18 protein-coding genes and 1 tRNA gene are annotated in these 24,280 nt (G+C 59.5%); 5 read left to right on the forward strand and 14 right to left on the reverse strand.

Going from position 1 to position 24,280, the window contains the following annotated elements:
• A partial coding sequence (locus NX784_RS14850; protein WP_258817466.1) for a hypothetical protein occupies positions 1 to 822 on the forward strand: 822 nt, incomplete at its 5' end.
• On the opposite strand, the gene NX784_RS14855 is transcribed toward NX784_RS14850, so the two are convergent.
• Both NX784_RS14855 and NX784_RS14860 read right to left on the reverse strand, forming a co-directional pair.
• A complete protein-coding gene (locus NX784_RS14855) occupies positions 819 to 1,283 on the reverse strand; it encodes a hypothetical protein (RefSeq protein ID WP_258817467.1) in 465 nt (154 codons plus the stop codon). The two genes, NX784_RS14850 and NX784_RS14855, sit on opposite strands and share 4 nt — an antisense overlap.
• A 619-nt stretch (positions 1,284 to 1,902) precedes the next feature.
• Positions 1,903 to 2,670, reverse strand: coding sequence for a hypothetical protein (locus tag NX784_RS14860; RefSeq protein ID WP_258817468.1), 768 nt, complete (start codon positions 2,668 to 2,670; stop codon positions 1,903 to 1,905).
• Positions 2,671 to 2,940: 270 nt separating this feature from the next.
• Between NX784_RS14860 and NX784_RS14865 the strand changes: the two genes are divergently transcribed.
• Positions 2,941 to 3,534, forward strand: coding sequence for a PEP-CTERM sorting domain-containing protein (locus NX784_RS14865; RefSeq protein WP_258817469.1), 594 nt, complete (start codon positions 2,941 to 2,943; stop codon positions 3,532 to 3,534).
• A gap of 16 nt (positions 3,535 to 3,550) precedes the next feature.
• On the opposite strand, the gene NX784_RS14870 is transcribed toward NX784_RS14865, so the two are convergent.
• From NX784_RS14870 to NX784_RS14880, 3 genes are all read right to left on the reverse strand, one after another.
• Positions 3,551 to 4,084 (reverse strand): hypothetical protein, encoded by a 534-nt coding sequence (locus NX784_RS14870; RefSeq protein ID WP_258817470.1) that lies wholly within the window; start codon positions 4,082 to 4,084, stop codon positions 3,551 to 3,553.
• A 232-nt stretch (positions 4,085 to 4,316) separates the two neighbouring features.
• Positions 4,317 to 5,579, reverse strand: coding sequence for a primase-helicase family protein (locus tag NX784_RS14875; RefSeq protein WP_258817471.1), 1,263 nt, complete (start codon positions 5,577 to 5,579; stop codon positions 4,317 to 4,319).
• A gap of 1,239 nt (positions 5,580 to 6,818) precedes the next feature.
• A tRNA-Arg gene (locus NX784_RS14880) sits at positions 6,819 to 6,894 on the reverse strand.
• A gap of 181 nt (positions 6,895 to 7,075) precedes the next feature.
• On the opposite strand from NX784_RS14880, the gene NX784_RS14885 reads away from it, so the two are divergent.
• From NX784_RS14885 to NX784_RS14895, 3 genes are all read left to right on the forward strand, one after another.
• Positions 7,076 to 7,975 (forward strand): c-type cytochrome, encoded by a 900-nt coding sequence (locus NX784_RS14885; protein ID WP_258817472.1) that lies wholly within the window; start codon positions 7,076 to 7,078, stop codon positions 7,973 to 7,975.
• A 53-nt stretch (positions 7,976 to 8,028) separates the two neighbouring features.
• Positions 8,029 to 9,195: a right-handed parallel beta-helix repeat-containing protein gene (locus tag NX784_RS14890; protein ID WP_258817473.1), complete on the forward strand. Its 1,167-nt coding sequence runs from the start codon at positions 8,029 to 8,031 to the stop codon at positions 9,193 to 9,195.
• A 659-nt stretch (positions 9,196 to 9,854) separates the two neighbouring features.
• Positions 9,855 to 11,303, forward strand: coding sequence for a right-handed parallel beta-helix repeat-containing protein (locus tag NX784_RS14895; RefSeq protein WP_258817474.1), 1,449 nt, complete (start codon positions 9,855 to 9,857; stop codon positions 11,301 to 11,303).
• A gap of 91 nt (positions 11,304 to 11,394) precedes the next feature.
• Here NX784_RS14895 and NX784_RS14900 read toward each other — a convergent pair whose 3' ends face one another.
• The 9 genes from NX784_RS14900 to NX784_RS14940 all read right to left on the reverse strand — a co-directional run bounded on the left by NX784_RS14900 (position 11,395) and on the right by NX784_RS14940 (position 24,064).
• Positions 11,395 to 13,464 carry a M13 family metallopeptidase gene (locus NX784_RS14900; protein WP_258817475.1) on the reverse strand — a complete coding sequence of 690 codons (2,070 nt, stop codon included), beginning with the start codon at positions 13,462 to 13,464 and terminating at the stop codon, positions 11,395 to 11,397.
• A gap of 100 nt (positions 13,465 to 13,564) precedes the next feature.
• Entirely contained in the window at positions 13,565 to 15,610 is a 2,046-nt protein-coding gene (locus NX784_RS14905) for a M13 family metallopeptidase (protein WP_370662942.1), read from the reverse strand.
• A gap of 102 nt (positions 15,611 to 15,712) precedes the next feature.
• The gene (locus NX784_RS14910; RefSeq protein ID WP_258817476.1) at positions 15,713 to 17,935 is read right to left on the reverse strand and encodes a TonB-dependent receptor plug domain-containing protein; all 2,223 of its coding nucleotides are present in this window, start codon (positions 17,933 to 17,935) and stop codon (positions 15,713 to 15,715) included.
• A 115-nt stretch (positions 17,936 to 18,050) separates the two neighbouring features.
• A complete protein-coding gene (locus NX784_RS14915; RefSeq protein ID WP_258817477.1) occupies positions 18,051 to 18,632 on the reverse strand; it encodes a Spy/CpxP family protein refolding chaperone in 582 nt (193 codons plus the stop codon).
• 162 nt (positions 18,633 to 18,794) lie between these two features.
• Positions 18,795 to 19,289, reverse strand: coding sequence for a GNAT family N-acetyltransferase (locus tag NX784_RS14920; protein WP_258817478.1), 495 nt, complete (start codon positions 19,287 to 19,289; stop codon positions 18,795 to 18,797).
• A complete protein-coding gene (locus tag NX784_RS14925; RefSeq protein WP_258817479.1) occupies positions 19,289 to 20,467 on the reverse strand; it encodes an FAD-dependent monooxygenase in 1,179 nt (392 codons plus the stop codon). Before NX784_RS14925 ends, NX784_RS14920 begins: the two co-directional genes overlap by 1 nt.
• A gap of 185 nt (positions 20,468 to 20,652) precedes the next feature.
• Entirely contained in the window at positions 20,653 to 21,693 is a 1,041-nt protein-coding gene (locus NX784_RS14930; protein WP_258817480.1) for a bifunctional UDP-4-keto-pentose/UDP-xylose synthase, read from the reverse strand.
• Complete coding sequence (locus NX784_RS14935; RefSeq protein ID WP_258817481.1) at positions 21,690 to 22,700, reverse strand: NAD-dependent epimerase/dehydratase family protein; 1,011 nt, start codon at positions 22,698 to 22,700, stop codon at positions 21,690 to 21,692. Before NX784_RS14935 ends, NX784_RS14930 begins: the two co-directional genes overlap by 4 nt.
• Positions 22,697 to 24,064 (reverse strand): UDP-glucose dehydrogenase family protein, encoded by a 1,368-nt coding sequence (locus tag NX784_RS14940; RefSeq protein ID WP_258817482.1) that lies wholly within the window; start codon positions 24,062 to 24,064, stop codon positions 22,697 to 22,699. The genes NX784_RS14935 and NX784_RS14940 overlap by 4 nt, the downstream gene beginning before the upstream one ends.
• Positions 24,065 to 24,280 lie beyond the last annotated feature (216 nt).

A 24,280-nucleotide genomic window follows, 5' to 3' on the forward strand; every position in this document is an offset into this window, starting at 1 on the left:
AAGGTAGACCTGTTTGAGCTAGGTTCGCCGGAGGTTGGTGCTTGTGCCCCGCGCATGTTTTTCCGAACTCAGGTGCAGGTTGCAACTGATGTTTCCGCTAATCTAGTAGTGGCAGAATGGCACATCGAAACTACTGGAGAAATCATGCGGAAAGCCCGAACTATCGCAGCAGAGATTGTGCGTGTAGCGTTCTTCTTAACGATACTGCTGGCCCCTGTTTTGCTGTACAGGCACACGTTCGGCTCGCACATAAGTACGAAGACTGAGGACTGGACTGCCATGGGTACTGCAATGGCGGGCATCTATGGCCCATTGCTTGCTGTGCTTACCTTGGTCGTTCTGGTATTTCAAGTAAGGTTGCAGGCGGAAAGCGGGAAGCACACATTTGATCAATCACATGTGCAGCAAGCGAACTCTGACATCGCGTTTTACCTTGAGCAATTAGAGACTGCATTAGCGATGAACCATCCGCTTAGCGGTCGGTCGATAGGTAAGTACCTTAGAGATACATACGCCCCTCGTACAACGCTTGATCAACTACGTGACTTGCACCGTGTCGCCGCTGTCGTGAATGAAGACTACTCAAAACTGTTTGCCGCATGGTCCGCATATCAGTCGGTTGTCGCCGGGCTGCAAAAAGTAGAGGCGCAGCCTTACATCAAAACGCTGGCCTCTGCGCGACAGCGAGCGACAACGGTGTTGACGCTCGAGATGTGCGTGTCACTTGATAACTTTGTTTGGTCTCTATCCGAAGGGAGTTTGAAAGGGCCGTACCTCTTCTCGCCACTCTTGAGGGAGTGCAGTACCGATGGGGGGCACTAATTGTCGGTGTCGATCAGGCAGAGCCAGGATTGTTTGTAGCAGACTGTCTTGCCTTGTTCGTTCAGTATGCGCTCATCGCCTGTAAGGGTCATACGGCTATCGTTCAGCCATACCAACATCACATCGTACAGTTCACACGTTGAATCGTAGTCGCCTACGAGTCGGGCCACCTTGGACGGCCTATGACGTCCTTGGTGCGTGACATCGGAAATAGTTAAGCGTCCACGGTAGACGCGCGTGTATCTGTCGTGCAGCTTGCGCTTTTCTAGCTCGACACCGCCCTCAAACATTTTTACCATTCTGATCCGCATTGTTGCGCCAATGAAATACTGTATGCAAATACAGTATAGCAAATCATCAAGTGCCAGAGCGTAGGCTTTGCCTCCGGACCACCCGGTACATCGCTGACGACGAGAATTCGCTGGCGACAGCCCCATCCGAACGTACGTCATCTGCAACATCGATGACATCCACGCCATGTGCGGCCCTACCAGATTTCCGTCGAGATTTTCCAAATGGGGAGCGGTATTTTCCCTATGACGATCGGCCATCCCAGAGGAGCGGTAGTCGCTTCAACGTGATGCTTTGCTCGCTCCATCATAGAGGGGAACCAAACAGGCCTGAGGAACAACCTCCGTTTCACGCACCGCAAACACTGCAATAATTCTGCCGACGGGCAGCGTTGTGCTACCCCAGTATGAGAGGCCAGGAATGGGAAAAATTGATTTATCGACTTGTTTGACGGCCCTGGCGGCTTTGCCTGAGGCCTTCGAGAAGTACCCGCACGGTGCGATGTGGGTAGGTAGTTTAGTCGCGTTAGGGATAGTCTGCTATACCGTCGCCAGCATCGGAAGCAAACGAAGCTAAGGGCAATTAGTAACGTTAGGGAGAAGTCTCCCACCTTTGCCGCAGCAATGTGAATTCTGCCCTCTAGCCCGCGAACGCGGGCTTCTTTCACCATAGACCGCTTCTTCGCAGTTTATGGAGTTCAAAAATTGCGTTCGATGAAACGATTGCAGCCCAGATTCACGATTGCAGATAATTGAGATTCAATAAAAATACTACAACCACGCGGAGATTTTAGGTCGTGGGTCGCGGTGGAATGTGGCCTTCTAATGCTTTGTTAATCGCATCGTAGATAGCAATACCTGATTGAATGTCCGCTACGAAATATTTTAGTGGATTGTAGCCTTTTGAATCGACGTTAGTATATCCCTTAGTACCTGTCAAACGAACTGCTACTTTGGAGGTGTTCGTAATCTTTCTCAGTCCTGCAATTTCTTCATCGCTGAGTATAAAGTCGCACTGCTCCTTGACCCCAACCCCTTCAGTGTCTCGATCAGGTTTCGGGCACGTATGTTCCATCACCAATTCGCCATCAACCAAAACTGCAACCTTATCCATGAACAGCCACGAGTCACCCCAGTAGTAAGGTTGGAGGAAAAGCACGGGTTTCCCATTGTCCTTCAACGAGATGTAAGCCTTCACGCCCGTAGCGATCTGCATAGGCATGCCCATCTTGTAGAAGCGGAGTTTCCTGAAGGCATCCCGCTCGCCAAAGGCTAGACCAACAACGTCCTTTTGAGGCAATTTAAACATCGCCATGAACGTGGTCACCCCATCCCCTTTGTCCTCGACCTGACTTTCGTTGTAGCTGCTCATGAGTGCAGATTTCCACTCTTGCGGAGTCGGTGGCGCTTTGGCTTGAGAGGCCGCCGCGATGACATTCGCAGGCCGCTGTGTAGTTGTGGAGTTACTTTTTGAGCACGCAGTTAGCGTAAGGGCTACTGTAAGAGCAGCAAGCATGGTAACAAAATAGTCGAAGCGTCGCTTTGTGAAATTTCTCATTTATTATCTCCCTGTTTTGACACAACCGGACTCAAGTAGTTGCCTAAGAAATAATATCACGAGAATCATAATGTTTGGATAAAGCCAGGACGTGCCCAGAAAGGCTCGCCAAGCGTGGTCGAGAACGCACTTGTCGGGATTCTTTACACTATGCTCCCCAAATTTTTCTAAGTAATTGCTTTTATTAAGTTTTTCCACGAGGCATAAGTATTGCTTTAAACTATCGTACTTAGAAGCGTAGTCTCATTTCAACCACAACCGAAACAGCTAATGAAAACAAAAGCCCTATCAGCGGCACTTGGCGTAGTCCTCTCTCTTGCATCTGCAGTTGCGGCGGCGGGATCAAATCTTGTGACTAACGGCGACTTCGAAAATTGGTCTGCAGGATGGACAACGAACGGTATGGAGTTCTACAGTTCGCCAGGGATCGGTCACGCTGGGGATTTGGTTATTCTCACGGGTTGTCGTGGCGAGAACTGCACCAGCACACTCGGCAGTGGCGCGTACTTCCGTCAAGAAATTGACACGGAGGTTGGTTCGTCGTACGACCTAAGCTTGTGGTTAAGCGAGAACGCAACGGGGACCAGCGAACTTTCTGTATTCTGGAACGGTGCATTGGTTAGGGATATTGTTAACCCGGCAAATGACACGACCAGAACAGGAATGGTTCAGTTCACATTTTCTGGCTTGGTTGCCGCTTCTTCGAGGACAGCGCTCGAAATCCATGGTCGGCAGGACCCCAGATTTATGTTCTTTGATGACATTTCAGTAACCAAGACTGAATCTGTACCTGAGCCCTCGTCAGTCACTATCGTCGGCTTAGGATTCTTTGCCATGCTTATGTTCCGTCGCCGAATTCGCTGAGGGTGGTTTCAATCTATCACAGACTAGCGATGAAGTCCGCAACGCCTGACATAGGCAGACAGAAAAGGCTCTTCTTAGCGTAGCCAGCAAACTCTTTAATGGTCTTTTCGTCTTCTTTGTGGAAAATTTCGTCGATAAATATGAGAACATATTTACCGTCTGGCAAGGCGTTTGCAATTAGTTGATGCTTATAGGCAGAGTGGTTCCATGCGTGATTTAGGCAATCTTTATAATGACCTGCTCGCCACAGTGCGCTGCTTAGCTCCGAATGGCTAAGGTGTGAGCCGTCGCGCTGGAAACGGTATTTGTATTGACTAGCCAAGCTATTTCGAGCGGCTTCTTTAAAAGTCTTTGAGTTAAGTAGAGCAGACTTAAACTCAAACATGACAGGCTCTAAGTCGTCAGCTATGTGAAAGATTGCGTCAGGCTTCGCCACCGACGTTTCTCCTTTTTTATCTGTGAACTCAGCCTGATAATAGGGCAAAAAGCTCTGGCATGAAACAATACCGAGCGGGAGTAAAGCGGCAAGCATTTTCTGTTCATTTGTCATATTAATTTCTTTCGGCAATAGGAATCCTTTGCAACGATTGTGCTCAAGATATAGATAGTTTGAGGAAGGGAAGAACTTCAGTAGCGAAAAGATGCTACTTCGTAATAGAAGATAACCTTACCAAAGGTCAAGGCACCCAAGGCATCTCGATAAATTCTTTAGAATCAACAAGTTACCCATCATTTAGACCGAGGCAAACCCCAAGTCAAGGGCAAGGCAAGGGCGAGGCAAGTTAGAAAGGTTGCCCCATCGGCGGAGCGCGTTTTTCGAGGTGTCGTTTGTAATCGGATTGAGTAGCCGTCTTTTTACACCATACGTAAGATTTTGAGCCGTCCTCGTTCCTAAATTGCTTTTTCAGAACTTCGAGACTACCAAGGGCGCGCGCAATATAGGCGTCGCTGGGAATGCTCATGCCTTCAAGCTCAAAAGCCGACCTTATCTCTTGCTGCGTGAAGAACTCATGATCCTCTACAAAATCCACAAATACATAGTCTGAGGAATTTTCACTCAAGCCGATCATGTCTACCAACGCTTGTGACTGCCTCACATGCTTGTGATTAAATTCTGATATATCGAATTCCATAAAAAAGTGGAAAATCGAATCTAAATATCCGGGAGTTTCGAGGGCAGCAGCAAGGCGCACGATAAACTCTTGGGTTTCTTCCTTACTGGATTTATGGCTAAGGCGTTTAGGAACGTACCAGCGGCGCTCGTCGCCATCTAAACGCAAAGGCCTATTCTCATTTGATGCAAGGATAAAACGCGTGTATGTAGGAACCATGCTTCCGGTCACCCCTTTTTCTTCGATGTAAGCTCGCTCTTCGGATAACAGGCTTTTCAATTGAGTTGCCGTGCTGTCACTCTTCGATTTTGGGTCATCGAGGAGAACTAACATGTTGTTGGATAAGACAGTGCTGAACTTGCCCGTCACATTACCAAAAGTATTTACTACTGAAGATTGATTTGATAGCAGAGGGTTGAGGATCGACTCTACTAAGAATCCTTTGCCGGTCCCGACGTCCGAGGACAACATTAAGTGCCAAGATGGTCGCTCTTCTGGTCTTTGAAACATATGGGAAAGCCAAGAAACGCAAATTGCATAATCGTCAGGGTCAGGGAATAGCCGATCAAGATATTCCTTGAACAAGTCAATCTCGGTCGACTCTGCCGAGGGTTTGTAGCGACGATATGTGTTAATCCATTTTGAACCATGTTTATGCACAATGTCTGGCCCATTTGGCATAAAAACGATTCCGGTCACTAACTCAAGAGATGCTTTAATGTAGGCAGAAATTTTATCTTCACTAGGAATCATTTCGAGTTTACAAAATCTCGCGTACTCCATAGGAATATAGTCATTCGCTGGGTAACTACCTGAATTTTTATTGTAAAGACGAGTAATCGGAAACTTCTCGTTGGACATCCATACAAATCCATCCTTCTTAAGACGATCAGCAAATTCTTTTTTTGAGTTAAGGGCTGGGTGTTCGGTCATTGGCGATTTCCTTGCTGGCGAGAGCGTCGTTGATAAGGGTATCGAGCAGAGTGCTCTTGTTCAAATTAGTTTTTTGCACTAGTTCGTGCAGAGCATCCCAAGTCGAGCGCGGTAGATAGAGGTAGGCTCGCTCAAGAACCACTCCATCTTTGCCAACTACTGTTTGTCGGCCTGAGCCATTTGTGCAGGGGTTCATGGCGTGCTCCTAATGAAGTTTGCAAGCCGCACCTTGTTCCAAACAAGTCCACTTGGAGTTGTCAGTCCTGCTGTGTTTAGGGCGGCGCAGATGGCGCGGAGGGTTAGCGTTTCACGGAGAGGCATAATGAAAGCCAGGATTTGATCGTAGTAATCGGGCGCGCGAACACGGCCGCCGAACGTAGGTCGAACAGACATAGGGAGTCCTTTACGGAAATATAAAGAGGGGGAATTTTTGGAGAAAACTACACTTGGAAGCATTGCACTCCCAACAATTGAATTATAACATCAGGGTACGATTGTGTCAAATATCAACCACATCATCCACTCGGCGTCAAGAGGTAAATTTTAAAATTTTGAGGGGAAATCAGTAAGACAGTTGATTAAGCAGGCCGCATGAAATATGCGCTCATCAATAGTGTGTGCTGTTGCTAGATGAGCAACCCTTAGTGCATGGGGTCTCCGTAACTTTGCGGACACCTAACTCACTCGACTTTGGACGTGCTCTCTAAGCGAAGGTATCGAGCGATTTGAGCCGTTTGTCGCTTGAGGCCATCCGCCAGCTATACGGTCCAAACAAATCGATTCGGAAGCTTATACGCGTGCTGAAAACGAGTTTTGACCCATGTTTGCCAGTGACGCGACCTTTGTTAGACGCAGGGCAATAGCAGAAAGATGGCCATTGTTGCAACATGGAAATATCTGGTGAGTACAGCGCCAGCATTAGCCTTGAGGGTGGCTCGCTGTGTGCCGCGCGGTAGGCCGTTAGAAGCGTTGGCTATCCTCTGGGTCTAGGAAATTTTTGCTACACCTTGCTCGGCGTTGAACATAAGTGCAGGTATCGAGCGATACAGAGGATGAGGAGAATAGCGGCAGGTTCTGGGCGTCTTTAACTTGGAAGACACCTAAAACTGAGGAGGCACAAGCAGGTAGGGACAAAATACAGAGCACGAACTCTGCAATTTGGTTACACCAAAGGTTACACAGCAATGTCGGCAGCTAAACAGCAACGCCCGACATAACCTCTAAGTGTTTGATTTTACATGGCGCGGCTGGCGGGGATCGAACCCACGACCCTTGGCTTCGGAGGCCAATACTCTATCCACTGAGCTACAGCCGCGCTGGTCGAAGTGATGCGAAGGATACAGTCTTTCCCGACCGACGTCTATGGGGAACCCTGCGCTTCGGCCGGAATTGCGTTTCCACCAAGTGTCTTTGGGTCTATAATCGCCCCGCGGCATTGCATTCAGATAAGCATCCGTAGGGCAGAAGCAGGTTTTTTTAATTGTATTAAGGAAATCATGAGCGACGCACAACACGAACACCACTCCTTCATTCGGACTCCCAAGCAACTGGTCATCGCAGTCGCTGGCTTCTTCCTCGTCATCGTCATCGGCATCATCCTCCTCGTGATCTTTGCCACCAATAAACCGCTCGGCGGCGCCGGCTCCGAAAGCCAGAGCGCGCAGGCCATCGCCGCGCGCGTGCGCCCCGTGGCCGAGGAAGGGTTTGCGTTCAAGGATGTGAATGCGCCGAAGGTCCTGCAATCGGGCCAGGCCGTGTATAACGCCGTGTGCGTCGCCTGCCACGGCACGGGCGCCGCCGGCGCACCGAAGGTCGGCGACGCCGGCGCCTGGGCCGCACGCATCGCCCAGGGTTACGACACCCTCGTCCAGCACGCCGTGCAAGGCATCCGTGCGATGCCGCCCAAGGGCGGCAATGCCGATCTCGACAATATCGAAGTCGCCCGCGCCGTCGCCTATATGGCGAACCAGGCGGGCGCCAAGTTCAAGGAGCCGGAAGCACCGGCACCGGCGCAAGCCAATGCAGCTGCTCAGCCCGCAGCCGCGGCATCTCCCGCCGCCGCACCGGCGCCTGCCACGCCGGCCGCCACGCCGGGCGCGCCGCCTACCGCGGGCGCGCTCGCGACCCCGGCCATCGCGGGTAACAGCGAAGCCGGCAAGACATTGTTCAATCAGACTTGCGCGGCCTGCCATGGCGCCGGCATCGCCGGTGCGCCCAAGTTCGGCGACAAGGCGGCCTGGGCACCCCGTATCGCCCAGGGTGCGAGCACACTGTACGAACATGCGCTCAAGGGTTTCCAGGGCAAAGCCGGTATGATGCCTCCGAAAGGTGGTTCCACGGCACCGGATGCCGACGTGAAGGCTGCAGTCGACTACATGGTGGCGGCAGCCAAATAAACGCCGACAAAACCGTCCCGCGGGACGGTTTTTTTTATAGATGAGGAATTGACGTGGCACAGACGTACACCCCCGCAACGCGCAAGCCGACCCCGGCGCTCGCTTCCCTGTCCCTCGCATCGATGCTGCTTGCCGCGGCCGGCAGCGCCGGGGCCGCCACGCTGTCCGTCGGACCGGGCAAGACCTACGTCGCGCCCTGCGCCGCGATCGCCGCGGCCAAGGATGGCGACACCATCGAGATCGTCGGCGACTGGACATACAGCGGCGACGTCTGCGCCATCACCCACAACAACCTGACCATCCGCGGCGTGCACGGCCGCCCCATCATCGACGCGGCCGGGCAGCAGCACGGCGGCAAGGGCATCTGGGTCGTCATCGGCAACAACATCACGGTCGAGAACGTCGAGATGCTGGGCGCCAAGGTTCGGGACGGCAACGGCGCCGCGCTGCGTCTCGAGGGCACGAATTTCACGTTGCGCCGGGCGTTCATCCACGATAACGAGAACGGTATCCTGGCCAACCCCAACAAGAACAGCGACATCCTGATCGAGTACAGCGAGTTCGGCCACAACGGCGGCGGCACGGGCCAGACGCACAACCTGTACATCGGCCAGGCGAAAAGCCTGACGTTCCGCTACAGCTACTCGCACGACGCCGTCATCGGCCATGACCTGAAGTCGCGTGCGACGACGAACATGATCGCGTACAACCGCTTCTCGAGCACGCCGCCCGGCAAGCCCGGCAGCACGGCCAGCGGCAAACCGTCGTACGAGATCGACCTGCCGAACGGCGGCACCTCGTACATCATCGGCAACGTGATCGAGCAGCCGGCGATCAACGACAATTCGAACATCGTCGCGTACGCCGAGGAAGGGCCGTCGAATCCGGGCCAGGATCTCTACGTGATCAATAACGTCTTCCTGAACGATTTTACGAGCGGCATGTTCCTGATGATCAGCAACAAGGTCACGACACCAGCGCTGATCCAAAACAATACGTTCGCGGGCCCCGGCACCGTGACGTCGCAGAGCAGCGCCATCCAGAAAGACAACCATCGCATGGAAAAGGCGAGCTTCGTCGATCGCATGGGCATGTCGCTGCGGCCCCTCGTCAACGACGTGGTCCTGAAAGCGGGACCGGCAGCCGATCCATGGTCGAGCGGCGTCGACATGAAGGCGCCCGATTCCAAGGGCCACGCGGCAGGCTCGCACAGCCGCTGAGCGGGCCGCGTCACCGCCTTATCGCGAACACAGCTTTTTTACCATTCCTGTCGAAGGCCGCGCGTGCGCGGCCTTTCTTATGTGTTGCGCGTACTGATTTCCACGCGTTCGCATGCCCGGTCAGTATCCATTTATGCGAGTTAATTGCCCGTAATTACCCTGAAAACAACGTTTTCTCCGAAAATAGTTTCCAAGCCTGAACTTTTTCGGTAAATTGACCGAACGTGTTGGATGCGAGCAAAACTTTTTTTCAAAAAAAGTGCAGCGTTCGCGCAACACCGGCTTGATTTCGGAAAAAATTTTTTGTGGATAACTCGTTAATTACCGCAAATTCAATATTGTCGGATCAGACACGTCTGTTGTCGTTCTTGCCTTCCCGTCGAATTTACCCATGGAAATTAAGTTCCATAGGGAAAAATCGAAAAAAAGCGCGTCTGTGACATTTCCCCTTGTCACGAAGGCTAGAAAGCCTGCTCATCAAATGTACTTTAGTGCTACTCAATTGCGCTAAAAAGAACATTAATTAGCGTCTAACTACGCTTATTGTTCTATTATTTCCTGTTACACTTCGTTACAAGCGGTCGATCTTAAACCTCGTATTCTGCAACTTTCCAGCAGGCACAACTGCTGACAAGCAACCCGATTACGAGGACATCGACATGCAACAACTGCGTAACATCGCTTCGAGCAACACCCAACTCTCCGCATCGCGTCTGGCTGCTGCCGTTCTGCTGGCATTCGCAGGTGTGGCCTCGGCTTCCGCAGCCACGCTGTCGGTCGGCCCCGGCAAGACCTTCGCCAAGCCGTGCGCGGCGATTGCTGCCGCCGCCGACGGCGACACGATCGAAATCACCGGCAACACCACGTATAGCGGCGACGTCTGCTATATCTACCGCAACAACCTGACCATCCGCGGCGTCAACGGCCGTCCGAAGATCGACGCCGCAGGCAAGAACGCTGCAGGCAAGGGTATCTGGGTCGTCGCCGGTAGCAACCTCGTCGTCGACAACGTCGAAATGTACGGCGCCAAAGTCGCCGATCGTAACGGTGCCGCGTTCCGCCTCGAAGGCACGAACTTCACGCTGCGTAATTCGTTCATCCACGACAACGAAGACGGTATCCTGGCCAACGCCAACACGAACAGCGACATCCTGATCGAGTACACGGAATTCGGCCACAACGGTTACGGCGACGGCCAGTCGCACAACCTGTACATCGGTCACGTGAAGAGCCTGACGTTCCGCTACAGCTTCTCGCACGACGCCAACGTCGGCCACAACCTGAAGTCGCGCGCCGACACCAACATGATCGCGTACAGCCGCTTCTCGAGCCTGCGCCCGGGCGAAGTGGGCAGCACCGCCGCCGGCAAGCCGTCGTACGAGATCGACCTGCCGAACGCCGGTACCTCGTACCTGATCGGTAACGTGATCCAGCAACCGGCTTCGAACTCGAACTCGAACATGGTGGCTTACGGCGAAGAAGGTGCCGTCAACGTCGGTAGTGATCTGTACGTCGTCAACAACACGTTCCTGAATGACATGGGCAGCGGCGGTGCGTTCCTGTACATCAGCGGCAAGGTCACGACCCCGGCCCTGATGCAGAACAATATCTTCGGCGGCCCGGGCACCGTCAGCACGCAATCGACGACGATCGACAAGACCAACTACCGTTCCGCGGCCCCGGCCTTCGTGAACCGCGCCACGTACGACCTGCACCCGACCGGCGCGCTGATGATCGACACCGGTTCGGCACCGGGCACGTCCGCCAAGGGCGTGTCGCTGGCTCCGGTCGCACAGTACAAGGCGGTCGCTTCGGGCGAAGCACGTCCGGTGACCGGCCAGTTCGACATCGGCGCGTACGAATCGAACGGCGCAAGCTCGACGACGACGACCACGACGACCACGACGACGACCGCGGCAACGTTCAAGTACTGCGCCGGCCAGGGCGGCACCTGCTCGTTCGACGGCAAGCGTGAAGTCCGCTTCGGCACCACCACCGTCTACACGACGAAGGTCGTGACCGGTCCGGTCGCCTGCACCACCGCGGTCTTTGGCGACCCGGCCCCCGGCCACGCCAAGTACTGCTACTACTCCAGCGTGACGCAGTAATCGTCCCGCCGACCCGGCGCCACGCGGTGCCGGGTCATGCAACAAAAAAAGGCCGCGAATCCGCGGCCTTTTGCTTTTTATACCGGCACGATCACCAGATGATCACGCGCTCCTGCGGTGCCAGGTACATCTTGTCGCCCTGCTTGACCTTGAACGCGTCGTAGAAGCCCGGCTGGTTGCGCAGCGTGCCGTTGGCGCGGAACTGGCCCGGCGAGTGCGGGTCGGTCTTCACCTGCTGGATCTGCTGCTGCTCGCGCATCTTCATGCGCCACACCTGGGCCCACCCCATATACAGGCGCTGGTCGCCCGTGAGGCCGTCGATCACCGGCGGCTTCTTGCCCTTCAGCGAGATCTTGTAGGCCTTGTAGGCGATGGCGAGACCCGAGTTGTCGGCGATGTTCTCGCCCAAGGTCAGTTCGCCGTTCACGTGGTAGCCCGGGACGGGTTCGAACTGGTTGTACTGATTAACCAGCATCTTGGTCTTGTCCGCGAAGTTCTTGTGGTCGGCCTCGGTCCACCAGTCGCGCAGGTTGCCGTCGCCGTCGTACTGCGAGCCCTGGTCGTCGAAGCCGTGGCTGATCTCGTGGCCGATCACGGCGCCGATGCCGCCGTAGTTGACCGCGTCATCCGCGTTGGCGTCGAAGAACGGCGGCTGCAGGATCGCGGCCGGGAACACGATCTCGTTCATCTCCGGGTTGTAGTACGCGTTGATGGTCTGCGGCGTCATGCCCCATTCGTCGCGGTCGATCGGCTTGCCGAGTTTATTCAGCTCGCGGTTGTACTCGACTTCGCGCGAACGCATCACGTTGCCCACCAGGTCGTCACGCGCGACGACGAGCGCCGAGTAGTCCTTCCACTTGTTCGGATAGCCGATCTTCGGCGTGAACTTGGCCAGCTTGGCCTGCGCTTCCTTCTTGGTGGCCGGCGACATCCAGTCCAGCTTGTCGATGCTCTGCTTGTAGGCGGCCAGCAGGTTCTTCACCAGCGCTTCCATGCGCGCCTTGCGCGCCGGCGGGAAGTACTCGGCCACGTACAGCTTGCCCAGCGACTCGCCCTGCGAGCGCTCGATCGCGCCCACGCCACGCTTCCAGCGCGGCTCGAGCTCCTTCACGCCCGACAGCGTCTTGCCATAGAAGTCGAAGCGCTCGTCGACGAACGCCTTGTTCAGGTAGCTGGCGTAGGCGTCGACCAGGTGCATCGACAGGTAGGCTTTCCACACGTCGATCGGCGTGTTGTTCGCGACCTGCATGAAGCTCTTCAGGTAGGTCGGCTGGCCGACGATCACGTACGTGACCTTGCCCGACAGGTTGGCCGCATCGAGCCAGGGCTTCCATTCGAAGCCCGGCGCCAGCGTGCTCAGGTCGGCCAGGTTGACCTTGTTGTAGGCCTTGATCGGGTCGCGCAGCTCGACCTTCGTCCACTGCACTTTGGCGATCTCGGTCTCGAAGTCGACGATGGCCTTGGCGTTGGCGGCGGCGTTCTTGTCGCCCGCCATCGACAGCGTGTGCTCGACGTATTTCTGGTACTTGGCTTTCGCGTCGGCCAGCTTGGCGTCGTCCGTCTTCAGGTAGTAGTCGCGGTCGGGCATGCCGAGGCCGCCCTGGCCGATGTCGGCGACGTACTTGGTCGAATCCTTGTTGTCCTGGTGGATGCCGAAATCGAACGGCACGTTCACGCCGATCTTGCCCAGGTGCGCCAGCAGCGCGGGCAGCTCGGCCTTGTCCTTGACGGCCGCGATCTTCGCCAGCTCGCCGTCCAGCGGCGCGATGCCCAGCTGCTCCAGCTTAGCCTCGTCCATGAAGCTGGCGTAGTAGTCGCCGATGCGCTGGGCGTCGGTGCCCTTGGCCGCGTTGCTGGCCGCGGCCTTCTCGATGATGCCGCGCAGCTGCGGCAGTGTGTCGTCACGCAGCTTGGCGAACGAGCCCCAGCTCGACTTGTCGGCCGGGATCTCGACCGTTTTGAGCCACTTGCCGTTCAGGTGCTCGTAGAAATCGTCCTGCGGGCGCACGGCCGGATCGATGTATTCGGTGGCGATGCCGGCGGCCAGCGTCTGGCCCTTCTTGATGGCCGAGTTTTTCGCGGCCGCGGCGCCTTCCGCCGCATGGCCGGCATTGACGAGCAACGCCATGGTCAGGGCGCTCAACAAATAGTGCTTCTTCATCTCTTCATCTCCCTCGGGTTGTTATGGGTAGGATGGGGCCGGCGGGGATACCGCCGTCCGGGATTATCGCTGATGGCGATGCTTTTTTGTTACGAAATCGTTACCAGATCGTGACGCGTTGCGCCGGCGGCAAATACATCCTGTCGCCTTCCTTCACGCCGAACGCCTCGTAGAACGCGGCCTGGTTGCGCAGCGTGCCGTTCGCGCGGAACTGGCCCGGCGAATGCGGGTCGGTCTTCACCTGCACGATCTGCTGGGCCTCGCGCATCTTCGAGCGCCAGACCTGGCCGAAGCCCATGAAGAAGCGCTGGTCACCCGTCAGGCCGTCGATGACGGGAGCTGGCTGGCCGTGCAGCGAGATCTTGTAAGCCTTGTACGCGATCGCGAGGCCGGCGTTGTCGCCGATGTTCTCGCCCAGCGTGAGCGCGCCGTTCACGTGGTAGCCGGGGATCGGTTCGAAGGCGTCGTACTGCTTCACGAGCATGTCGGTCTTGGCCTTGAAGCGGGCCTGGTCGTCGGCCGTCCACCAGTTGCGCAGGTTGCCGTCGCCGTCCGACTGGCTGCCCTTGTCGTCGAAACCGTGGCCGATCTCGTGGCCGATCACGGCACCGATCGCGCCGTAGTTCGCGGCGTCGTCGGCGTTCGCGTCGAAGAATGGCGGCTGCAGGATCGCGGCGGGGAACACGATCTCGTTCATCCGGGCGTTGTAGTAGGCGTTCACCGTCTGCGGCGTCATGCTCCACTCGTCGCGGTCGATCGGTTTGCCCAGCTTGTCGATGTTGCGGTTGTATGCGAAGACGGCCGCGCGTTCCACGTTGCCGACCAGGTCGTCCCGCTTGATCGCCAAACGCGCATAGTCGCGCCATTTGACCGGGTAGCCGATCTTCGGCGTGAACTTGGCCAGCTTGGCCTGCGCTTCCTTCTTCGTCTCCGCGCCCATCCAGTCGAGTTGATCGATCGATTCGCGGTAGGCAGCCAGCACGTTCTTGACCAGTTCCTCCATGCGCGCCTTGCGATCAGGCGGGAAGTACTTCGCCACGTATTCGCGGCCCAGCGCCTCGCCCAGCGCGCCTTCGACGACGGACACGCCGATCTTCCAGCGCGGGCGGTTCACGTCCACGCCGGTCAGCGTCCTGCCGTAGAAATCGAAGTTCTCGTCGACGAACGCCTTCGACAGGTACGGCGCGTATTCGCGCAGAAGCTGCCACTGGAAGTAGGCCTTGACGGTGTCCAGGTCGGTGTCGGCGAGGATGCGGTCCAGGCCCTGCAGATAGCTCGGCTGGCCCACGATCACGTAATCGATCTTGTTGGCCACGCCAGCGGCGGCCAGCGCCGCCTTCCAGTCGTAGCCCGGCGTCAGCGCGGCCAGCTGCGCGACGTCCATCTTGTTGTAGTTCCGGACCGGGTCGCGCAGTTCGACCTTCGTCCACTGCACCTTCGCCAGTTCCGTCTCGAACGCGACGATCGCCCGCGCCTTCGCGTCGGCATCCTTGTCGCCCGCGAGCGCCAGGATGCGCGCGACGTGTTGTTCGTACTTCGCCTTCGTGGCGGCCAGCCGCGCGTCGTCCAGCTTCAGGTAGTAGTCGCGGTCGGGCATGCCGAGGCCGCCCTGGCGGATGTAGGTGGCGTACTTCGTCGATTCTTTCGCGTCCTGCGCGACGCCGATGCCGTACGGCGTCGCGACGCCGATCTTCGCCAGGTGCGCGACGAGGTCGGGCACACCCTTTTTATCCTTCAGCGTGCGGATGCGGGCCAACTCGCCCGCCAGCGGCTTGTAGCCCAGCGTCTCGAGCTTCTTCTCGTCCATGAAGCTCGTGTACAGGTCGGCGATCTTCTGCGTGTCGGTGCCGGCCTTCTTGTGCGGGTCCTTCTGGTCCGCTTCGATGATGCCGAGGAGTTGCGGCTGCGTGTCCTCGCGCAGCTGCATGAACGTGCCCCAGCTCGCGCGGTCGGACGGGATCTCCGTCGTCTTGAGCCACTTGCCGTTCAGGTAGGTGAAGAAATCGTCCTGCGCGCGCACGTCCGCGTCGATGTAGTGCGTGTCGATGCCGGAACGGTTGGTGGTGACGGTGATGTCCGCGGCGCCCGCGGATACGCAGGCGGCCAGCAGGGACAAGGTCAAGGTGCTGAGAAGATAACGGTTCACGAAAGTCCTCGGTCGTACGGTCAAGCGGCTTGTGGCCAGCGGCGAATGTAACACAGGGGTCACGCGGTCCCGGCGCCGTCCGGGACGCGTGTGATCTATCTGCTACATCTTCATTTCGTAACGGATGCCGATCGTCGTATAGGTGCGGGTCGCCGTCGCCGCGCTTTGCACGAGCGTGCCCGTGTCGACACTGCGCGCGCTGTCGTAGACACGCGGGTCGACGTTGTTGGCGGACAGGCGCAGCTGCGCGCCCGCATTCAGCTTGTACAGGCCATAGACGTCGAACTGGCGCTTCATGCCCGTGTACGCGGTCTCGTTGACGGTGGTCTGCACGAGCGTCGCGGGGGTCCAGTTCAAGCCGCCGCCCACCGTCAGCGGTACGCCCTTCAGGCGCCAGTCCGCGCCCAGGTTGGCCGTCTGCTTCGGCTGCTGGTCGAGGCGGTTGTTCGGGCCGGGGATGCCGTCGACGCTCGACCAGTAGCGGCTGTAGTTCGAACGCACGTCGACGTTTGGCGCGCCGGGATAGACGTCGGTGAGCGGGAACTTCGCTTCCAGTTCGATGCCCGCCGTTTTGGCCTTCCCGATGTTGATGGGGGTGGATACCCAGCGCGGCCCGGACGCCGTCTGCGCCAGCATCGTCGTGCGGCGCTGCAGGTCGTCGATGTTGCGCGCGAACGCGCTCGCGGACAGGATGCCGCTCTTGCCGACGTAATGCTCGAACGCGACGTCGATACCGGTCGCCAGTTCCGGCTTCAGGTGCGGATTGCCGGTGCGGTCGGGGCGCGTGGCGTCGTTGTACGTGGAGATCGACGGCACCGCGATCAGGTCGTTCAGCGCCGGCGCCTTGTAGCTGCGCGTGACGCTTGCACGCACTTGGTCCTTGTCGTGTTCGGGGATGCGCCACACGCCGTGCAGCACGGGGCTCCAGACCTTCGACAAATTCCGGATCTCGCCGCGGCCCGCGGCCGTCTGGTCGCTCGTGATGCGGATGCCTTCCCAGCGCAGGCCGAGGTACGTGGAAAACTGCGGCGTGACGTCCCACTCGTCCTGCGCGAACGCGGCGATGCGGCGCGAATCGGCCGTGAGCGACGCGCCGCCTTCGTCGAACAGCGCGGCGGAATCGCCGGCGGCCACGTGTTCCTGGCTGCGGTGGCCGCCCTCGATCTCCCAGCCCGCCGCGAACAGATGGCCTTTATCCATGGGGCGCGTGTACTTGCCGCCCGTGTTCAGGCTGCCGTCGCGCGTGCTGTCGGCATCGACGTAGCGCTTCAGTGGCGCGGCCGCGGCGTCGTACGTGTTGCGCACGACGTCGCTGCTGCTCCGGCCGCCGGCGAAACCGAACTTCACTTCCAGCCGCGCGCCGCCATCCATGCGGTGCAGCCAGTTGCCGAAGCCGCGCAGGAACGTGGAGTGCGACGTCGAGTCGGAACGCTGGTGCGCGTACTCCGGCGCGACCGTGCCGATGGGCTGGTCGAGCAGGCTGTCACCGCCGCTGCGGTTGCGGTTCGCGATCAGGAACGGCTGAAACGTCAGCGTGTCGCCGTTCGCGAATTTGTAGGCGAAGCGCGGCGTGAGGAACAGCGAGTCGTTGACGCCGCCGCCCTCGTCGTGGATGTGCTGCTCGCGCTGGATCGATCCGTCGCGCAGCGTGTTCAAGTTGATCGTATCGCTGTCGTTGTGCTGACGCGCCTGGTTGACGGCGCCCGTCAGGTTCCACGTCAGGGCGCCCTTCTGCCCCGGCACGACGACGCCCACGTTCACGCCGTGGCGGCCCTCTTCGATGCTGTCCGCGACGCGCAGCTGCACGTCCTTCTGGCGATAGCCCTCGCGCAGCACGATGTTGATGGTACCGGCGATCGCCTGCGTGCTGTGCTCCGCCACGGGTCCGCGCATCACCTCGATGCGCTCGACCTGGTCGGGCGCCAGCGCCTCCAGCGAAAAGCCCGGCGGCGGACGCTCGCCGTTGACGAGCATCTGCGTATAGCCATTGCCCAGGCCACGCATGCGCACCCCGCCGCCGCCCCGTCCCGGCGGCCCGCCGAGCGTCACGCCCGGCAGGCGTTTGAGGACTTCGCTGATGCTCGTGTCGCCGTTGCGGTCGAGCTCCTCGCGCCCGAACACCATCTTGGCCGCGGTCGACAGGCGGCGCGTCTCGGTGTCGTCGGCGCGCGTGCCGTTCACGTTCACTTGCTGGATCTTGTCCACTGCGCCCGTGTGCGGCGCGGCGGATTCGGTGGCTGGTGGGAGATTTTGGCCGGACTCGGCCGATGCGTGTCCCGCCGTGCCCAGCAGAGCCAGGCAGGCGATCGGGATCAATTTGCTCATGACTATCGTTGGCGTTGCTGCTTAGATAAAACCAATTCTAGCGGGGAAGGATAGCCAAAATACAGTTCGATGACGGTTTTTACTTTACGATACATCGTATGTATGCCGGCGGTGCTCAACCGCCGATGTTGAGCGAGGCGCCGCCGGGACTGCCCATGCCGCCACCGCCGCCCATGCCGCCGCGGCCGTGACCGCCCATGTGGCTGCCGCGTTCGCGCTGGCCGCCATGCTCGCCGCCGCGTTCGCCGCCCGGATGCCCGTCCGGCACGACGCGCATCAGCTGCTCGCCGACGAACGTCGCGACCTGCGCACGCTGCTTGTCGTCCAGCGCATCGTTCACTTCCAGCCACGCTTCGCGCAACTGCTTGTCTTCCGCCGCCGTCGTCGTGGCTTCCGCCTCGACGGCCTTGTTCAGGTCGCGCAATTCGACGTCCGGCTTCGCCACCATCGCCTTCGCCTGTTCCTGCAGCGCCTCGCGGCGGCGCTGGCGTTCGCGCAGCGTAGAACGCGAGCGGCCTTCCATCTGGTTCCACAGCGTCTGCTGGTTCGGTGTCAGGTTCAGGGATTTTTTCACGTCGGCGGACATGAACAGCAAATCTTCCGCGCGCATGTCCATCAGCGGCACGGCAAATGCGGGCACGGTGGCGCCGACGGCGAATGCGAACAGGCAGGCGCGGGCGAAACGGGTGGTCATCATCAAGGCTCCGGGCATAAAAAAGCCCACGGTGGGGGACCGTGGGCAAAGACCACTTCAAGAGTGGAGAGAGAGAAAAACTGATAAGAACTATAGGCGGCGGCCCGCGCGCTGTCCGGGCACTTTACAAATACTTACCTGCCGTTTGATGGGGGATACACCGATTTACAGGAACCCCGACATCGTATTTACACTCCGCGTGGGACGCGCCATGATGGCGACCGGCGTGCCGCCCAGCTGCGCCGTCCCGATCGTCGTCCAGCCCAGCCGCCGGTACAACGATTCGTTATGCGGCGTGAACAGGTGGATCGTCGGGAACCCGAGCCTCGCCGCCGCGTCGGCGACGTGCAGCGACAGCGCGGACGCGATGCCCCGTCCCCGGTACGCGGGCGGCACGACGACCGTCGACAGCCACGGCGTCAGGTGCGGATGTGTGATCGTCCTGGCCGCCAGCGTCGCCGCGCCGACGGCACGACCGTCGTCGTCCAGGGCGACCAAGGTCAGCGGCAGCCCCGCGCCATGGAGCGACTCGCGCAGGCGCGCTTCCCGTTGCTCGACGGTGATCGAAGGTGTCAGGTAGCCGAACTCAGTCTGCTGCCATGCGGCGATGACAGGCAGGTGCCGCTCGCAATCGGCCAAGTGCGCGAACGTGAACGCCATCAGCCGGGCACGCCCGCGCGCAGCGGCAAGTGCCGGCTCCAGCCATCGGCCATCGCCATGGCAAGCTGCGTGAAATCCGCGCGCCGGCTGTTCTCGTCGCGCGCGCGGCATGCCGCCTCGTCGCGGTCGAACAGCGAGGACGCGAGGCTGCGGCCCGCCATCGTGATGCCCGCCGTCTTCTGGAAGCGCAACGCGGTGAACGCCTGCAGCGCCTGGCCCAGGTCGTCCGGATGCGATGCGACACATCGCGCGAGATGCCACGCGTCTTCCAGCGCCTGGCACGCGCCCTGGCCGGAGGTCGGCAAGGCCGCGTGCGCGGCGTCGCCGATCATGACGAGGTTGTGCCGGTGCCACGTGGCGACCGGATCGTGGTCGTGTACGTGGATCTTGTTGATCCGCGCCGCCGGCGTGCCGGCGATGATCTGCCGCATGGGTGCCGGCCAGTCCGCGAACACGCGCAGCAACTCGTCGTGGCAAGCAGCCGGATCGCGCGCGCCGACGGCATCCTGCGCGGCGCCACCGGCCCAATACGCCGTGTGCGGGCCGACCGGAACGATGCCGAAGCGTTCGCCCGTGCCCCAGTAATCGGAGATCGCGTCCATGTCGAACGTGATGTCCGGGCCTTCGTAGACACCGATCCAGTTGACGAAGCCCTGGTAAATCGGCGTGTTCGCGCCCGTCACGTAGCGGCGCGCGCACGAGGCCATGCGGCCGTCGGCACCGACGATCAGGTCGGCCGTCAGCATCGATCCGTCGCCGAAATGCACCCGCGCCTCGTCGTCGCCCGTGTCGATGTGCACGACCCGGCGGCCGTATTGGACGTCGACACCCAGCGACCGCAACCGCGACGTCAGGATGCGCTGGAAATCCGTCCTCAATACCGACAGGCTCGGATAGCCCATGCGCGCATCGATCAGGCCGATGTCCAGTGCGCCGAGGTCGTCGCCATGGCGCGAGAGGCGGCGCATCGCGCGCGGGCGGGCCGCCACGGCCGCCATCTCGTCCAGCACACCGAATTGCGCGAGGACGAACGCGGCATTCGGCCACACGACGATGCCGGCGCCAATGTTCTCGTCGGCTGCGCGCCGTTCGTGGACAGTGACGTCGAACCCTTGTTGCCGGAACGCGATCGCGCTGGCGATGCCCGCCACGCCGCCGCCGAGGATGGCTATCTTCATCGGCCTGCCTTTGTTAGTGATGCAGGTAGGGTGGACAGCTTCGCTGTCCACGCGTCCAGCAATCGAAAATGTCGCCGCAATGCATCCGTGAGTTGAACGCGTGGACGGGAAACCCGTCCACCCTACATCCCAATGCAAATAAAAAGGCTGCCGCAGCAGCCTTTCGGAATCGTCAGGTCCGAGAATCAGGTATTGAGCTGTTCCGCGTCGCCCAGCTTGTCCTTGTACGAATCGAAGATCTTGACCAGCGCGTCGCGCATGGACACCTGCGGCTTCCAGCCCAGTTCCGACACGGTGTTCTCGATCTTCGGCACGCGGTTCTGCACGTCCTGGTAGCCGGTGCCGTAGTAGGCGCCCGAGCTCGTCTCGACCAGTTTCACCTGCTTCGCCGTGTCGCGGTATTCCGGGTACTCGGCGGCCAGGTCCAGCATCATGCCGGCCAGTTCGCGGATCGAGTAGTTGTTGGTCGGGTTGCCCACGTTGAAGATCTTGCCCGTGGCCTTGCCGTCCTTGTTCTCGATGATGCGCATCAGCGCGTCGATGCCGTCGTCGACGTAGGTGAACGAACGCTTCTGCTGGCCGCCGTCGACCAGCTGGATCGGTTCGCCGCGCACGATGTGGCCCAGGAACTGCGTGAGCACGCGCGAGGAGCCTTCCTTCGGCGTATGGATCGAATCCAGGCCGGCGCCGATCCAGTTGAACGGACGGAACAAGGTGAAGTTCAGGCCTTCCATGCCGTAGCCCCAGATCACGCGGTCCATCAGCTGCTTGGCGCAGGCATAGATCCAGCGCGGCTTGTTGATGGGGCCGTAGACCAGTTCCGAGTTCTCCGGATCGAATTCCGCGTCCGGGCTCATGCCGTAGACTTCCGACGTCGACGGGAAGATCAGGTGCTTCTTGTACTTGGCGGCCGAGCGGACGATCGGCAGGTTCGCCTCGAAGTCCAGTTCGAAGACGCGCAGCGGCTCCTTCACATAGGTCGACGGCGTCGCGATCGCCACCAGCGGGAGGATCACGTCGCACTTCTTGACGTGGTACTCGACCCATTCCTTGTTGATGGTGATGTCGCCTTCAAAGAAGTGCATGCGCGGATTCGACAGCAGATCGGTGATCCGCTCCGAATTCATGTCCATGCCATACACTTCCCAGTCGGTCGTCTCCAGGATGCGCTTGGAGAGATGGTGACCGATAAAACCGTTGACGCCGAGGATGAGGACTTTTTTCATTTCAGGTAGGAAACATTTTCACGTATCGCCCGATTATACCACCCCGCAAATTCGCGCAAGCCCGCCTCCAGTGACGTCGTGGGCTTGTAGCCGACCCAGGCCTGCAGCTTGGTCGTGTCGGCGTGCGTGGCCGGCACGTCGCCCGGCTGCATCGGCTGGAAGTCCAGCTTGGCCTTGACGTCGAGCGCGCCTTCCAGCGTGCGGATGAAGTCCAGCACCTGCACCGGCGTCTGGTTGCCGATGTTGAAGACGGCGTGCGGCACCTTGCCCTCGGGGGTCGTCGGCTTGAACAGCAGCCGGACGACGCCTTCGACGATGTCGTCGATATAGGTGAAGTCGCGGTACAGCTTGCCTTCGGCGAACACGGGGATCGGCTCGCCCGCGAGCATCTTGCGCGCGAAGCTGAAGTAGGCCATGTCCGGCCGGCCCCACGGACCGTACACCGTGAAGAAGCGCAGGCCCGTCGCCGGGAAGCCGTACAGGTGGCTGTACGAGTGGGCCATCAGCTCGTTCGACTTCTTCGTCGCCGCGTACAGCGACACGGGCGCGTCGGTGACGTCGTCCTCGCTGAACGGCGTCTTCGCGTTGGCGCCGTAGACGCTGCTGCTGCTCGCGTACAGCAGGTGCTGCACCTTGTGGTTGCGGCACGCTTCCAGCATGTGGCCGAACCCGACGAGGTTCGCCTGGACGTACGCGGCCGGATTCTGCAGCGAATAGCGCACGCCGGCCTGGGCGGCCAGGTGCACGACCAGCGCCGGTTTCACGCGGTCGAACAGCGCGGCGACCTGCTCGCCGTCGCTCAGCTCCACGGTCTCGCACGGCACGCCGGCCGGCTTCAGGAGCGCTTCGACGCGGTGGTGCTTCAGCGCCGGGTCGTAATAATCGTTGAAATTGTCGCAGCCGACCACGGTATGTCCCATGGCGGCCAGGCGCACGGCCACGGCGCTGCCGACGAAGCCGGCGGCGCCGGTGACGAGGATCGTGCCGGTCTTGTTAGCTTCGGTCATTGGGCAACCTTCCCGGAACGGCGGCCGATGCCTTCGTAGACGAGGCCGGCGGCGGCGAACGCTTCCGGATCATAGATATTGCGGCCATCGAACACGGCCTTCTGTTTCAGGTTCTGGGCCAGGAACGGCAGGTCCGGCGCGCGGAATTCCTTCCATTCCGTGACCAGCACGAGCACGTCCGCGCCTTCCACGGCCTGGCGGGCCGATTCGACGATGCGCAAACGCGTGTTGCACAGGTCGTCGCCGTGCTCGGCCACCAGGACGCGCTTCGCTTCTTCGCTGGCGACCGGGTCGTACGCGATCACGTTGGCGCCCGCGTCGAACAGGGCCTTGATCAGGATGCGGCTCGGCGCTTCGCGCATGTCGTCCGTGTTCGGCTTGAACGACAGGCCCCACAGCGCGATCGTCTTGCCCTTCAGGCCGGCTTCGCCGCCGAAGAAGCGCACCAGCTTCGTGAACAGCACGTTCTTTTGCGCGTCGTTGACCTTCTCGGTCGCGGTCAGCAGGTGCAGTTGCTGCTTGTGGTCGGACGCCGTCTTGATCAGCGCCTTGACGTCTTTCGGGAAGCAGGAACCGCCATAGCCCATGCCGGCATACAGGAAGTCCGGGCCGATGCGCGGGTCCATGCCGATGCCCAGGCGCACGGCTTCGATGTCGGCGCCCAGCAGTTCGGACAGGTTCGCCAGCTCGTTCATGAAGCTGATGCGGGTGGCCAGCATTGCGTTCGCCGCGTACTTGGTCAGCTCGGCGCTGCGGATGTCCATCTCGACGAATTTCTCGTGGTTGCGGCTGAACGGCGCGTACAGCTGGCGCATCACCTTGCCCGCTTCCGCGTCGTCGGCGCCGACCACGATGCGGTCAGGCTTCATGAAATCGTCGATCGCGGCGCCTTCCTTCAGGAATTCCGGGTTGCTGACGACGTGGAACGCGACATTCACACCGCGTTTCTCCAGCTCGCCCGCGATGGCGCGCTTGACCTTTTCCGCGGTGCCGACGGGCACGGTCGACTTGTCGACGATCACGGCCGGCTTCGTCAGGCGCTCGCCGATGCTGCGCGCGGCCGACAGGATGTGGGTCAAGTCGGCGCTGCCGTCTTCGTCAGGCGGCGTACCGACGGCCAGGAAGATGATGTCGGCGTGGCTGACGGCATCGTCGTAGTTCGACGAGAACAGCAGGCGGCCGGCGGCGGCGTTGCGCTGGACGAGGTTGTCGAGGCCCGGTTCGTGGATGGGGATGATCCCGTCCTTCAACATCGTGATCTTGCGCGTATCGACGTCCAGGCACAGCACGGTGTTGCCGACGTCGGCGAAGCATGCGCCAGACACCAGTCCGACGTAACCAGTCCCGATAACTGAAATTTTCATGATTTCTACAGATTGAGTGTTAGGCCATGGGACGCCCGCGCTGCATGCCGGTTCGTCTCATGTGGGTGTGGGCCGGAAGAAATGCGGCCGAGCTAAAAACTGGACGAATTTATCATAGATTTCTGACGAGCACGCGACACGAGTTACATTTTTGCTATTGAGCGACGGCGCGTCCCGCTAAAAACGGCAAGTTATTGCAATCTATTACATAATAGC

The organism is Massilia pinisoli (assembly GCF_024753285.1).
Taxonomy (GTDB): Bacteria; Pseudomonadota; Gammaproteobacteria; order Burkholderiales; family Burkholderiaceae_D; genus Telluria; species Telluria pinisoli.

Excerpts from the sequence above, each read along its gene's own strand:
- NX784_RS14865 (WP_258817469.1), top strand. The coding sequence starts at position 2,941 with ATGAAAACAAAAGCCCTATCAGCGGCACTTGGCGTAGTCCTCTCTCTT.
- NX784_RS14855 (WP_258817467.1), bottom strand. The coding sequence starts at position 1,283 with ATGTTGCAGATGACGTACGTTCGGATGGGGCTGTCGCCAGCGAATTCT.
- NX784_RS14900 (WP_258817475.1), bottom strand. The coding sequence starts at position 13,464 with ATGAAGAAGCACTATTTGTTGAGCGCCCTGACCATGGCGTTGCTCGTC.
- NX784_RS14930 (WP_258817480.1), bottom strand. The coding sequence starts at position 21,693 with ATGAAAAAAGTCCTCATCCTCGGCGTCAACGGTTTTATCGGTCACCAT.
- NX784_RS14910 (WP_258817476.1), bottom strand. The coding sequence starts at position 17,935 with ATGAGCAAATTGATCCCGATCGCCTGCCTGGCTCTGCTGGGCACGGCG.
- NX784_RS14915 (WP_258817477.1), bottom strand. The coding sequence starts at position 18,632 with ATGATGACCACCCGTTTCGCCCGCGCCTGCCTGTTCGCATTCGCCGTC.
- NX784_RS14935 (WP_258817481.1), bottom strand. The coding sequence starts at position 22,700 with ATGACCGAAGCTAACAAGACCGGCACGATCCTCGTCACCGGCGCCGCC.
- NX784_RS14885 (WP_258817472.1), top strand. The coding sequence starts at position 7,076 with ATGAGCGACGCACAACACGAACACCACTCCTTCATTCGGACTCCCAAG.
- NX784_RS14920 (WP_258817478.1), bottom strand. The coding sequence starts at position 19,289 with ATGGCGTTCACGTTCGCGCACTTGGCCGATTGCGAGCGGCACCTGCCT.
- NX784_RS14895 (WP_258817474.1), top strand. The coding sequence starts at position 9,855 with ATGCAACAACTGCGTAACATCGCTTCGAGCAACACCCAACTCTCCGCA.
- NX784_RS14925 (WP_258817479.1), bottom strand. The coding sequence starts at position 20,467 with ATGAAGATAGCCATCCTCGGCGGCGGCGTGGCGGGCATCGCCAGCGCG.
- NX784_RS14870 (WP_258817470.1), bottom strand. The coding sequence starts at position 4,084 with ATGACAAATGAACAGAAAATGCTTGCCGCTTTACTCCCGCTCGGTATT.
- NX784_RS14875 (WP_258817471.1), bottom strand. The coding sequence starts at position 5,579 with ATGACCGAACACCCAGCCCTTAACTCAAAAAAAGAATTTGCTGATCGT.
- NX784_RS14860 (WP_258817468.1), bottom strand. The coding sequence starts at position 2,670 with ATGAGAAATTTCACAAAGCGACGCTTCGACTATTTTGTTACCATGCTT.
- NX784_RS14940 (WP_258817482.1), bottom strand. The coding sequence starts at position 24,064 with ATGAAAATTTCAGTTATCGGGACTGGTTACGTCGGACTGGTGTCTGGC.